Genomic DNA, 12,027 nt, shown 5'->3' with positions numbered 1-12,027 from the left:
GAATCGGTCCGATTCCGCGCGCCGAGCGCTCCCTGAACTCGTCTCTAGAGGTGGTGCCTCACCAGTGGGTGGTGACGGGGTCGCCGACGGAGACGTTGTCGTAGTACCACTCGGCGTCGGCGGGTGCGAGGTTGATGCAGCCGTGGCTGACGTTCGAGTTGCCCTGCGAGTCCACCGACCAGGGGGCGGAGTGGACGTACACGCCGCCGGAGGTCAGCCGTTCAGCGAACTCACCGGTGATCAGGTAGCCCTCGGGATCGTTGAGCGGGATGCCGATGGTCCGCGAGTCGAAGGTGACCGAGCGCTCGCGCGACATCACCGGGAAGGTGCCGACCGGGGTCTCACGGCCCGGCTTGCCCATGGACGCGGGCATCGTGCGGGCCACGCCGTTGATCCACACGGTGAACGTGTGCGCCGACATGTCGGCGTCCGCGGTGGTGCCGCCATTGGTCTGGAACTTGATGTGGTCGCGACCCGCCGAGACCGTGATCGGCGAGGACACGGGTAGATAGCGCGTGGGGGTCCACACCAGTTGCCGGTCGTCGAGCCAGGAGAACTGTCCCGCGAGGGAATTCTCGGCCTTCACGTCGACCGAGCGTTCGGCCTTGGCGCGGTCGGTGACGGCTTCCGCGAACTGCACGGTCACGGGAGCTGCGATACCGACCACCTGGCCGGGGCCCGGCGAGATCGCCTGGACCGCTGGGAGATTGGATGCCGGGAGGGCCGCGCCGGCGGCTCCGGAACCGAACGCGGCCGCCGCGGCGACAAGGCTTGCGACGAACAGAGAGCGAATCGCTTTCCGCATTCTTCCGTCCCTTCGAGAGGGTGTGGGGCTTGGTTCCTCAGACTATGACTTGATCTTGAGTACCATCCGGAAACGTTTCCGGTTCGTGACAATTGTACCGGCGTGGGTATTTTGTCGTTTTCGGGTAGGGGGGTAGTGGGGCTCGGAAGCAACTGCGCAGGTGGCGCAACGAAACGGTGCCCCATTCCGGCTCGGAACGGGGCACCGCGACAAGCGGATTCGCGTGATCAGCGGGTGATGGCCGCCACAACGTCGTCGTGCAGCGCATCAGCGCGCGCGATGACTTCCTCGATCTGCTTCAGCACCGGAGCGAACTCCGCGCCCGCGCCCGCGTCGAGCGAAGCCACATTGATCGCGATGTTCAGCTGCGAGCTGGCGGCCGCCGAACGCGCGCAGTCGGCCGCCGCGCCGATATCGGTCACCACGTTCGGGTTGCCGATGGGCAGCAGTTCCGTTGCGAGGGAGACGATCTCGTCGGCCTCGGCGACCACGGCGGCCGGCACCCGGGCGGCCTGCAGCAGCGCGGCGGTGATCGCCTCGCCGCGGGCGGCCTGCTCGGCCTCGGACTCCTTGGGCAGCTTGTAGGCCGCGCCGACCGCGGTGAAGGCGGCGGCGTCGGCGTCGGCCAGCGCCAGCGAGCGCTCCCGGGCGGTGTCGGCCGCGGCGATGATCCTGTCGATGACAGGGCGATTGTCGGCGTCCTTGGCCCGGGTGGTGTAGCGCGCCACCATGGCCACCAGGGCCGCGCCCTGGGCCGCGTGCAGCGCCGCGACCGCGCCGCCGCCGGGCGCGGGCACCTTGGCGGCCAGCTGGTCCAGGTACTCCCGCAGCGTCGAGTCACCGAACGTGGTGGTGTCCTGAGTCATGCGGGGTGGCCTCCCTTGGCAGTCCTGCTGGCAATACCCGGAATTCGGGTGATTTCGCCGCCTACGGTACCGGTCGCCGCGGCACCGCTGGCAACCTGCCCGCTGTCGCTTCGCCAATACGGCGACCCGCCCGCTGGGGGTATGCAAATAGTTGGGTATTGTCCGGATCATGCGTATCGGACTGTCGATCAATTACACCGACGGCTTCAAGGAGATCGCCGCCGAGGTCGCCGACCTCGAACGGGCGGGCCTGGACATCGTGTTCGTGCCCGAGGCGTATTCGTTCGACGCGGTGAGCGCGCTGGGCTACCTGGCCGCGAAGACCGAGCGGGTGCAGCTGGCCTCCGGCATCCTGCAGCTCTACACCCGTACCCCCACGCTGACCGCCATGACCGCGGCCGGCCTGGACTACGTCTCCGACGGCCGCTACATCCTCGGCCTGGGCGCCTCGGGCCCGCAGGTGATCGAGGGCTTCCACGGCCTGCCCTACGACGCGCCGATCGGCCGCACCCGCGAGGTGCTCGAGATCTGCCGCAAGGTGTGGAAGCGCGAGCGCCTGGAATACAACGGCAAGTACTACAACATCCCGCTGCCCGAGGGCGAGGGCACCGGCCTGGGCAAGCCGCTCAAGCTGATCAATCACCCTGTGCGCGACAATATTCCGGTGCTGCTGGCCGCGCTCGGCCCGAAGAACGTCGAGCTGGCAGCGGAAATGGCCGAGGGCTGGCAGCCGATCTTCTTCCTGCCGGAGAAGGCCGACGCGGTCTGGGGCGACTCGGTGAAAGCCGGTCTGGCCAAGCGTGATCCGGCGCTGGGCGACCTCGACATCTACGCCGGTCCGGCCCTGGCCATCGGCGACAATGTGGACGGCTGGCGCGACGGCGTCAAGCCGCACCTGGCCTTGTACATCGGCGGCATGGGCGCCAAGGGCAAGAACTTCTACCACGCGCTGGCCACCAAGTACGGCTACGGCGCCGAGGCGGACCGCATCCAGGAGCTGTACCTGGCGGGCCGCAAGGAGGAGGCCGCCAAGGTGGTGCCGGACGATCTGGTCCGCGACATCAACCTGATCGGCTCGGCCGGGTTCGTGAAGGAGCGGGTCGCCGCGTTCCGCGAGGCCGGCGTCACCGTCCTCAATGTGGTGCCGATGGCGGGCACCCCCGCCGAGCGGGTGAAGCTCATCGAGCAGCTGCGCGAGCTCCTCTGACAGCTCCGTATGAACAATGAAGCCGAGTCCGGGTGATCCGGACTCGGCTTCGTCGTTTCAGGGGAGGGGTGCGCCCGCGCCACACACGCCGCGCACACCGGCTCAGCGCAGCGAACCCAGCGCGTCGTCGAGGGTGGAGTGCAGTGAGAACACCTGGTCCAGGCTGGTCATCTTCAGCTGCCGGCTGGTGGCGGGCCCGTCGGCCACCACGACCAGGCGGGTGCCGCCCGCCCGTTTGTGCACGCTGACCAGGACCGCCATCCCCGCCGAGGCGAGGAAGCTGACGGCGGTCAGGTCGATCACGAGGGCGGCGGGCTCGGCGGCCAGGGCGGCGTCGAGGGCGCTCTCCAGGGCGGATGCGGTCGCCAGGTCGACTTCGCCGGTCACGGTGAGGACGGTGGCCTCGTCGGTGCGGGTGACCGAGGTGGTCATCGTTTCGGCGAAGGGGTGGCCGTCTGCGGAATTAGTGGTCACGTTGTTCAAATCTGCCATGATCCGTCCGTTCGTGCTGCATCGTTTGCCACATCGGCACTGGCTCGCAGGTGGGCCGCCTGCCGAAGGCGGACCGCAGGCCCTGATTCACATTCTCCCGGCCGCGGAGAAGGACGCGGCCACGAGTCTCACCGACATCCGGACCAGCGTGCCCGGCCCGGAATGGTCGATATCGAGCTGATCGGTGAGCGCCCGCATCATGGCGATCCCGCGGCCGCGGTTGCCCGGGTCCGCGGGCAGCGGCCGCCACACGCCGGTGTCGGACACCTCGATGGTGAGGGTGTCCACGCCGCTGTCGGCGCTCAGCCGCACCCGGCCGGGCTCACCGCCCAGATACGCGTGCTCGATGCTGTTGCTGCATGCCTCGTTCGCCGCGGACACCAGATCCACGGCCAGATCGTGCGGGACGGCGGCGGCGGTCAGCCAGGTGCGCAGCGCGCGCCGCAGCTGCGACAGCTCCCGGGCGTCGGCGGGTACGTCCAGGCGCAGCGGCTTGGGCGGCTGCCGGTACACCACCATGGCGACGTCGTCGTCGTAGCCACCGGTGGGGCGCAGCCGCGAGAGCACCGAATCGGACACCTCGCGCGGCAATTGCGCTGCCACCCGCGACAATTCGTCGGCCAATTCCACGAAGCGGTCGTCGATGTCGACGCCGCGCTGCTCCACCAGACCGTCGGTGAACAGCACCAGCGTCGCGCCGGGCGCCATGGCGGTGGTGGCCTCCGGGCGGCGTGGAACGTCGAAGGTGGCCAACGGGAACGCGCGCCCGCCCTCCAGCAGCCGGCCCTGTTTGCCGGGCTCGGCCAGCACCGGCGGCATGTGCCCGGCATTGGAGTAGCGCACCAGCCCGCGCACCGGATCCAGGATGGCCGCGCACACCGTCGTGCACATGGCCCCGGGAATCCGGGCGGCCACGGTGTCGAGTTCGGCCAGCAGCTGCGCCGGGCCCGCGCCGCGCAGGAGCAGGGCTCGTGCGGCCGTGCGCAATTGGCCCATCACCACCGCCGCCGACAGGCCACGCCCGACGCAGTCGCCGACCACCACGCCGATCGCGCCGTCCTCCAGGCGCACCACGTCGTACCAGTCGCCGCCGATCTCGAGCGGCGGCAGCGCGGGCTCGTAGTGCACCGAGAATCGCGGCGGCAGTTCGATCGGGCCGAGCATGGCCCGTTGCAGGGTCAGGGAGGTGGAGCGGGCCTGGTCGAAGTTGCGGGCCCGCTGCACCGCCAGGCTCAGATGCCCGATCAGCAGCGAGAACAGCGCCCAGTCGCCGGGCGTGATCACCCGCGGCGCGGAGAAGCGGAGCCACAGCGCCGAATCCGCGCTCTCGCCCAGCGGCGCGACGATGCCCTCGGAGCTGGACACGCCCTCCGGGATCGCGAACATGCTGCGGCCGGGCTGCAATCGGGCCCGATCGAGCAGGGCGCGGGCGCGGGCGTCGAGCACGCGGCGCGACTCGGCGCCGCCGAGGGTTTCCGCGTCGCCGCTGCCGGGCCGCCGGATGGGCTGGGTGATGTGCGGGGCCAGGCCCGCGGCGGTGTACTGATTGTCCTCGGACACATACAGTTCCGGCCCGGCGTGGTGATTGGGCCACACCGAGACCACCGCGGCCTCCGCGCCGACCGCGCGGCGCAGCTCCTCGAGCCCGACGGTGAGCACCTCGACCACACTGGTGGCCGCGCCGACCGCCGTGGCCAGCCGCGACACCGCCTGATCGCGGGCCTGGGCATCGTGCTCGGCGGTGACGTCACGCAGCGTGCCGACGAAAACCCGTTCCCCGTTCTCGGGTTTCACCAGTGAGGATGTCGACACCGCCAGCCACAGCTGCCGCCCGTCCCGATGCCGGATGGGCATCACGAACCGGGCGGCCTCGGTGCCCAGGTCTGGGTAGCGCGGTGATTCGGGGACGGTCCAGGGATGGGGGAGCGGATACGGGATGCCGTCGGGGCCGTAGCCGGTGAGCGCGCCGAACGCCGAATTGACCTCGATCAGCGTGCCTTCGGCGTCGACGACGAAGAACCCGTCCTGCAGCGACTCCACCAGCGCGGTCCGGAAGGCGTCGCGGCCCGCGAGATCCTCGGCGCGCGAACGCTGTTGCTCGTAGCGGCGGGTGCCGTCGAGGAAGCCGCGGGTGGCCACGTCGAGCGCCGCCATGGTCTGGAGCAGGAACTCCAGGGCGGCCTCACCGCGATCGGTGCCGTCCGGCGCGGGACCCAGCCCCTCCTGTTCGAGCAGCCGGTAGTGGTGCTCGGTCAGGTCGAGGATGCTCACCCCCTCCACCAGTGCGCGGCGGCCGAGCTCGTAGCCCTCGGCCAGGGTGTTCTGATCGGGGGCGCGCAGGTGCAGTCGCAGCGCGGCGGCGTACGCCTCGCGGAAAGCGGCCAGTACCGCGCTCACTACGGCCTCATGGCTTCACACTCGGAATGGGTTGGGAGGGATGGGATTGCCCGCGGTGGCGGGCCGCCAGCACCAGCGCGTCGTCGGTGTCCTTGGCGTGGCGGGCCAGGATCTCGGCGGTGATCTCCGAGGTCGGCTTGGACAGGTCGACGGCGTCGGCGAAGTTCGAGGTGATGCCGTCGGTCGACATCAGCAGCAGGTCGCCGGGACGCACCGGCACCGTCTGCGGTTGCAGGTTCGGCGGCAGCAGATAGCCGACGATGCCGCCCGAGAGCAGGACCGTCGCCCGGATGGCGGGCTTGCCGGGAGCCGCGGCCACGATGCGGGATTCGACATTGCCGACCCCGAGCCAGTGCACCCGGTCGCGAGAATCGAACAGCGCCAACGAGACCGCCGCGCCGCGGGTGTCGCTCATGGCCCGGTGGCACAGCAGCAGCAGCACGTCCAGCGGCTCGGCGCGGTTCTCGGAGAGCACCTGCGCGGCCCGATCCGAGGCGTCCGCCGCGGCCGCGCCATGGCCCAGACCGTCCAGCACGGCGAAGAGCACGGAACCGCCGCCCGCGTCCAGCACCACCGAGCGGTCGCCCGAAACCCGTTGCCCGGGTAGGGCGCGTCCGGCGACGGCCCATTCGACCGCGCCGACGTAACCGTCCTCACGCACCGTTGGGCACCCACTTCCACATCTCGACGAGGGTGCCCTGGCCGGGCTGGGAATTGATGACCATGCCGTCCATCAGGCGCCGTGAACCCGGAAGGCCCAGGCCCAGACCGCGTCCGGTGGAATAGCCGTCCTCCATGGCACGTGGAATGTCGGGAATGCCGGGACCATTGTCCTTGGCCTGCACCACCATCGAGGGCCGGCCGTCCCGATCCTGTACGGCCAGCCGGATCTCCCCGGTGCCGGCGTAACTGGTGATATTGCGCGCCACTTCGGAAATGGCCGTCGCGATCATGGTGCGATCGGAGAGCGAGAAGCCGAGTTTGGCAGCCAACTCCAGCCCCGCTTGCCGAGCGGTCACGATGTCGTTGGACACGGTCACCGCGATCACCACGTCGTCAGCGGCCACGATCACGACCGTCTCGTTGACCTCTGCCCTTGATCTTGTCGTTCAGCCAGAACAAGCCCTCTTCGAGGTCCAGCGCGGTGTGCATGCCCTCGAAGGTGAGTCCCAATTGCACCATGGCGAAAGCGACTTCGGGTTGCAGGCCGACGATGACCGTCTCCGCACCGCGCAGCTTGGTCATGTGGGCGATGGTACGCAGCGATCTGGCGGCAAAGGAGTCCATTACGTCGATTGCGGTGACATCGACGATGATGCCCTGTGCGCGATATCTGCTGACATAGGTCATCAAATCGTCTTGCAGGCGTTCGGTATCGGCATCGGTGAGCGCTGATTGCACCGACGCGATGAGATAGGTGCCCTGCTTCAGAATGGGTACCGGCATGTGCCCCGCCCTGGTTACCGTCCGTCGCGGTCGGTGACGCGCGACACCTCGTAGCCGAGCAGCCGCTCCGCTTCCTCGATGCCACCCTGGAGGTCACCGACGGCATTCATCTTCGACAGATCCAGGCCGATGGTGACCAGGGTAAGCGCGATCTCCGACGACAGGCCGGTAATGATGACATTGGCGCCCATCAGGCCCGACGCGTCGACGGTCTGCACCAGGTGGTTGGCCACCGTGGAGTCGATCGCGGGCACACCGGTGATGTCGATGACGACGACCTTGGCGCGGTTGGCGCGAATGGCGCGCAGTAGCTGCTCGGTGAGCTGCCGGGCGCGCTGCGAGTCCAGCACACCGATGATGGGGAGGATGAGCAGCTGCTCACGCACCTGGAGCACCGGGGTGGACAGCTCGCGAATCGCTTCCTGCTGCTGGCGGATGACGCGCTCGCGCTCCTGCACGAAGGACACGGCCACGGTGTTGGCGATCCGGTTCGCGGCCGGTTCGTAGGCGTCGAGAACCAGCTTGAGCAGCTCGAAGTCGGACTGGTATTTCTCGAAGAGGCTGCGCGCCAGCACGTCTCGCAGCAGGAGCACGATGCCGACGACCTCGTCGGTCTCGACGCCTCGGGGGATGATGCGTTCGGACAGGTCGCGCGCGTAGGCCTGCAGCGCCTCGACGCTACCGGTCTCGAGTACCTCGACGTAGTTGTCGTAGACCGAGGTCGCTTCGGAGAAGATCTCCTCGGGGGTCATAGCGGTGAGCAGCTGGGCATCGGTGATGCGACGGGCCCACTCCTCGCGCAGTTCGGTGCGGTTCTGCCGCAGGTGCTCGACGAGCTGCGGGAGCAGATTGTCGACGGAATTCGCGGGCAGCGAATCCGCCGAGAGACCGATGGACACGTCGGACATGAAAACTCCTGCCCCTTTCGCTAAGGCCAGGTCGGGTGCTCACTTCCACGACCGTAGCCAGCCGTGTGCTCGGTGCCGACCAACATGGGAAGCCGGTGCCGAGCCTAGTCTTACCCACTACCCGATGGGTGCCAAACCAAACCGAGGTGGGCAGGCGATTTCGTGTCAGGTGTGCTGCTCACGGCTCACGGCCCGGCCGAGTGAGGGTTCGGTGCCGCGATGATGGGCCAGCAGGGTGTCGTAGATGTCGGCCAATGCGGCCAGCTGGCCACGATCGAGCACATCCACCATGTGGCGGCGAACACTGTCCACGTGCGCGGGCGCGGCCGAATCGAGCACGTGCACACCCTTGTCGGTGAGCACCGCCGCGGTGCGGCGCGCGTCGTCGGGAATCGACTCCCGCGCCACCAGCCCGCGCTTCTCCATCCGCGTGATCTGATGCGACAACCGGCTCTGCGACCACTCCAGCACCGCCGCCAGCTCCGCGAAGGACCGCCGGTGATCCGGGGCGTCGGCCAGCCGGGCCAGCACGGTGTACTCCACGTAGGTCAGATTGGACTCGCGTAGGGAATCGCGTCCGACCGCGGCGGCGATCAGATCGCGGGTGAACACGAATCCGAGCCACGCGCGCATCTCGACATCATCGAGCCAACGGGTCTGCGCCACAGTTCCACTCCAGGGTTCCGCCACCATGCTAAGTCCTCCCCGCCGCCGACAAGCACATCATGGACAGGTAACACCTGCCCGGTTGAAGGTGCAACCTGTACCTGTGCAGGGCCCGCAACCCGCACCTGTCGGCGGGGGCGCGGCGGGCGCTGGATAGAGTCACTGTGCTTGAACCGTCGGCTGACCAGCCCCAGCCCTGCTCGAGGAGTCCGCTTCGTGACCGCGCCTGATTTCCTGTACTCGGATCTGCTGCCCATCGGTAAGGACGACACGCCGTACCGGCTGCTCACCACCGAGGGCGTGAGCACGTTCGAGGCGAACGGGCGCACCTTCCTGCAGGTCGAGCCCGAGGTGCTGCGGATGCTGACCGCGGAGGCGATGCACGACATCAGCCACTACCTGCGGCCCGCGCACCTCGCGCAGCTGCGCAAGATCATCGACGATCCGGAGTCCAGCGGCAACGACCGGTTCGTGGCCTTGGATCTGCTGAAGAACGTCAATATCTCCGCGGGCGGGATCCTGCCCATGTGCCAGGACACCGGCACCGCCATCGTGATGGGCAAGAAGTCCGAGGGCGTGCTCACCGGAGTCGATGACGCGGAATGGATTTCGCGCGGCGTGTTCGACGCCTACACCAAGCTGAACCTGCGCTACTCGCAGCTCGCGCCCATCAATATGTGGGACGAGAAGAACACCGGCAACAACCTGCCCGCGCAGATCGAGCTGTACTCCAACCAGGGCGATCCCGCGCAGCCGTCGTACAAGTTCCTGTACATGGCCAAGGGTGGCGGCTCGGCCAACAAGTCGTTCCTGTACCAGGAGACCAAGGCGATCCTGAACCCCGATCGCATGCTGGAGTTCCTGGACGAGAAGATCCGCTCGCTGGGCACCGCGGCCTGCCCGCCGTACCACCTGGCGGTCGTGATCGGCGGCACCTCGGCCGAATTCGCGCTGAAGACGGCCAAGTACGCCTCGGCGCACTACCTGGACAACATGCCCACCGAGGGCTCGATGGCCGCGCACGGCTTCCGCGACCTCGAGCTCGAGGAGCAGGTCTTCCAGCTGACCCAGTCCTTCGGCATCGGCGCGCAGTTCGGCGGCAAGTACTTCTGCCACGACGTGCGTGTCATCCGCCTGCCCCGCCACGGCGCGTCCTGCCCGGTCGCCATCGCCGTGTCCTGCTCGGCGGACCGTCAGGCGCTGGCCAAGATCACCCCCGAGGGCGTGTTCCTGGAGCAGCTGGAACGTGAACCGGCGCAGTACCTTCCGGAGCAGACCGACGCCATCCTCGGCGGCGACGTCGTCAAGATCGACCTGAACCGGCCGATGTCGGAGATCCGCGACGAGCTCTCCAAGTACCCGGTCAAGACCCGCCTGTCGCTGACCGGCCCGCTGGTCGTGGCCCGCGACATCGCGCACGCCAAGATCAAGGAACGCCTGGACGCGGGCGAGCCCATGCCGCAGTACATGCGCGACATGGCCGTCTACTACGCCGGTCCGGCCAAGACCCCCGACGGCTACGCGTCGGGCTCGTTCGGCCCCACCACCGCGGGCCGCATGGACTCCTACGTCGACCAGTTCCAGGCCGCGGGCGGCTCGCACGTCATGCTGGCCAAGGGCAACCGCTCCGCGCAGGTCACCAAGGCGTGCAAGGAGCACGGCGGCTTCTACCTCGGCTCCATCGGCGGCCCCGCCGCGCGTCTGGCGCTGGACTGCATCAAGTCGGTCGAGGTCCTCGAATACCCTGAGCTCGGCATGGAAGCCGTGTGGAAGATCGAGGTCGAGGACTTCCCCGCCTTCATCGTCGTCGACGACAAGGGCAACGACTTCTTCGCCGAGACCTCGAAGCCGATCGCGCTGCGCGTGCGCGAGCGCTCCAAGGAGCGCGTCTAACCAGCAGGAGGCAGGCGGATGCGGTATTCGGACAACCTTGCGCCCCGGTGGAACACCGCCGGGCGCACGGCCACCGCACCCGCCGCCCTCGGGCCCCGATCCTTCCGGCGCGGGGCCACCCTGCTCGGGTGCGCCGCCGTGCTGACGGTGGCTGCGCTGACCCCGGCGGTCGCCCACGCCGCCCCGGACGACATGACCTCTCCCACAGGCGTTGTCGCGTCGTCCAATCCCCGGGTCGCCCCGGTCGCGGCGGAGACCGACAATCTCGATCCGCTGCTCGCGTTCGCCTACCGGCTCGCCCAGGGCGCGGCGCAGGCGCAGGGCGTGCCATTGTGGATCGTGTCGGGATATCGGACCCCCGCCGAGCAGGAAGTGTTGTGGGAGGACGGGATTCGGACCTACGGGAGTCCGGAGGCCGCGCGCCGGTGGGTGCTGCCGCCGAACGAGTCCACGCACGTGAGCGGGCAGGCCATCGATGTCGGGCCGCGCGAGGGCGCGGCGTGGCTGGAAGCCAACGGGAACCGGTGGGGGCTGTGCCGGATGTACGACAACGAGTGGTGGCACTTCGAGCTGGCGACCGTGCCCGGCCTCGGCTGCCCCGCGCGGCTGCCCGACGCGAGTCAGCGCTGAATCGCGGAATCGACTGGCGGGTAGGAAAATTCGCGAAGTGATCGGACCGGATGGCCGGTTCGGGTATACCCGAGGCTGAACTTCGAACCTGGAGGCGTGTGGATGCGAGTGGCCGGTCCTGACCTGGTCGAGCGGCGGCGACGGCCCGCCGGAACCCGCCGGGCGGCGGCCCTGGCCGTGCTCGCCAGCGCTGGACTGGTCGGCGGCTCGGTCACGGTGGTGACCGCGACCCGCGCTGCCGCCGAGCAGCTTCCGGACCAGGCCCCCGGGGGCATCCCGTCCGCCGAGGCCGTCGCCGAGGGCACCGAGGGCCTGGACCCCCGGCTGGCCGCCGCCTTCGCCGCCGCCGCGCGCGATGCCGACGCCGCCGGCGTCACCCTCTGGATCACCTCCGGCTACCGCACGCCCGGCGAGCAGGAAGTTCTCTGGGAGGACGGCTTACAGACCTACGGCAGCCCGGAGGCGGCGCGCCGCTGGGTGCTGCCGCCCGGCGAATCCACCCACGTCACCGGCCAGGCCATCGACGTGGGCCCGATCGAGGGCGCTACGTGGCTGGAAGCCAACGGCTCCCACTGGGGCCTGTGCCGGATGTACGACAACGAGTGGTGGCATTTCGAACTGGCCACCGTCCCCGACGGCCCCTGCCCGGCCCGTCTGCCAGACGCCAGTCAGCGCTGAGCCCGGCGCACGAGACCGCGCAGCCGAATTCGATACCCT

Annotated in this window: 13 protein-coding genes; 4 read left to right on the top strand and 9 right to left on the bottom strand. The window is 69.0% G+C overall.

Annotated elements, in window-relative coordinates; translation table 11 throughout:
* Positions 1-58 precede the first annotated feature (58 nt).
* Together ACFV4K_RS02810 and ACFV4K_RS02805 are read right to left on the bottom strand one after the other, a co-directional pair.
* Positions 59-805 (bottom strand): L,D-transpeptidase family protein, encoded by a 747-nt coding sequence (locus ACFV4K_RS02810; RefSeq protein ID WP_379271557.1) that lies wholly within the window; start codon positions 803-805, stop codon positions 59-61.
* Positions 806-1,032: 227 nt separating this feature from the next.
* Complete coding sequence (locus ACFV4K_RS02805; RefSeq protein WP_379271555.1) at positions 1,033-1,671, bottom strand: cyclodeaminase/cyclohydrolase family protein; 639 nt, start codon at positions 1,669-1,671, stop codon at positions 1,033-1,035.
* Positions 1,672-1,840: 169 nt separating this feature from the next.
* Here ACFV4K_RS02805 and ACFV4K_RS02800 point away from each other — a divergent pair, with 169 nt between their 5' ends.
* Positions 1,841-2,878 carry an LLM class F420-dependent oxidoreductase gene (locus ACFV4K_RS02800; RefSeq protein WP_379271553.1) on the top strand — a complete coding sequence of 346 codons (1,038 nt, stop codon included), beginning with the start codon at positions 1,841-1,843 and terminating at the stop codon, positions 2,876-2,878.
* 102 nt (positions 2,879-2,980) lie between these two features.
* On the opposite strand, the gene ACFV4K_RS02795 is transcribed toward ACFV4K_RS02800, so the two are convergent.
* The 7 genes from ACFV4K_RS02795 to ACFV4K_RS02765 all read right to left on the bottom strand — a co-directional run bounded on the left by ACFV4K_RS02795 (position 2,981) and on the right by ACFV4K_RS02765 (position 8,787).
* Entirely contained in the window at positions 2,981-3,310 is a 330-nt protein-coding gene (locus ACFV4K_RS02795) for an STAS domain-containing protein (protein ID WP_379271564.1), read from the bottom strand.
* Between the two features lie 147 nt (positions 3,311-3,457).
* Positions 3,458-5,767 (bottom strand): SpoIIE family protein phosphatase, encoded by a 2,310-nt coding sequence (locus ACFV4K_RS02790; protein ID WP_379271551.1) that lies wholly within the window; start codon positions 5,765-5,767, stop codon positions 3,458-3,460.
* Positions 5,768-5,774: 7 nt separating this feature from the next.
* A complete protein-coding gene (locus ACFV4K_RS02785) occupies positions 5,775-6,428 on the bottom strand; it encodes a SpoIIE family protein phosphatase (protein WP_379271549.1) in 654 nt (217 codons plus the stop codon).
* The gene (locus ACFV4K_RS02780; RefSeq protein WP_379271562.1) at positions 6,421-6,834 is read right to left on the bottom strand and encodes an ATP-binding protein; all 414 of its coding nucleotides are present in this window, start codon (positions 6,832-6,834) and stop codon (positions 6,421-6,423) included. Before ACFV4K_RS02780 ends, ACFV4K_RS02785 begins: the two co-directional genes overlap by 8 nt.
* Positions 6,824-7,213, bottom strand: coding sequence for an STAS domain-containing protein (locus tag ACFV4K_RS02775; RefSeq protein ID WP_357085279.1), 390 nt, complete (start codon positions 7,211-7,213; stop codon positions 6,824-6,826). The genes ACFV4K_RS02780 and ACFV4K_RS02775 overlap by 11 nt, the downstream gene beginning before the upstream one ends.
* 14 nt (positions 7,214-7,227) lie before the next feature.
* Complete coding sequence (locus ACFV4K_RS02770) at positions 7,228-8,121, bottom strand: STAS domain-containing protein (protein WP_357284127.1); 894 nt, start codon at positions 8,119-8,121, stop codon at positions 7,228-7,230.
* Between the two features lie 165 nt (positions 8,122-8,286).
* Positions 8,287-8,787, bottom strand: a complete 501-nt coding sequence (locus ACFV4K_RS02765) for a MarR family winged helix-turn-helix transcriptional regulator (protein ID WP_379271547.1) — start codon at positions 8,785-8,787, stop codon at positions 8,287-8,289.
* A gap of 216 nt (positions 8,788-9,003) precedes the next feature.
* On the opposite strand from ACFV4K_RS02765, the gene ACFV4K_RS02760 reads away from it, so the two are divergent.
* From ACFV4K_RS02760 to ACFV4K_RS02750, 3 genes are all read left to right on the top strand, one after another.
* Entirely contained in the window at positions 9,004-10,680 is a 1,677-nt protein-coding gene (locus tag ACFV4K_RS02760) for a fumarate hydratase (protein ID WP_379271545.1), read from the top strand.
* An 18-nt stretch (positions 10,681-10,698) separates the two neighbouring features.
* Complete coding sequence (locus ACFV4K_RS02755) at positions 10,699-11,310, top strand: M15 family metallopeptidase (protein ID WP_379271543.1); 612 nt, start codon at positions 10,699-10,701, stop codon at positions 11,308-11,310.
* A gap of 102 nt (positions 11,311-11,412) precedes the next feature.
* Positions 11,413-11,988 carry a M15 family metallopeptidase gene (locus tag ACFV4K_RS02750; RefSeq protein ID WP_379271560.1) on the top strand — a complete coding sequence of 192 codons (576 nt, stop codon included), beginning with the start codon at positions 11,413-11,415 and terminating at the stop codon, positions 11,986-11,988.
* Positions 11,989-12,027 lie beyond the last annotated feature (39 nt).

Origin of the sequence: Nocardia sp. NPDC059764 (assembly GCF_042732555.1) — a bacterium.
In the GTDB taxonomy this organism is placed as follows: Bacteria; Actinomycetota; Actinomycetes; order Mycobacteriales; family Mycobacteriaceae; genus Nocardia.
Note: the sequence above shows the minus strand (reverse complement) of the source record. Positions and strands in the feature narration are given on the sequence as shown.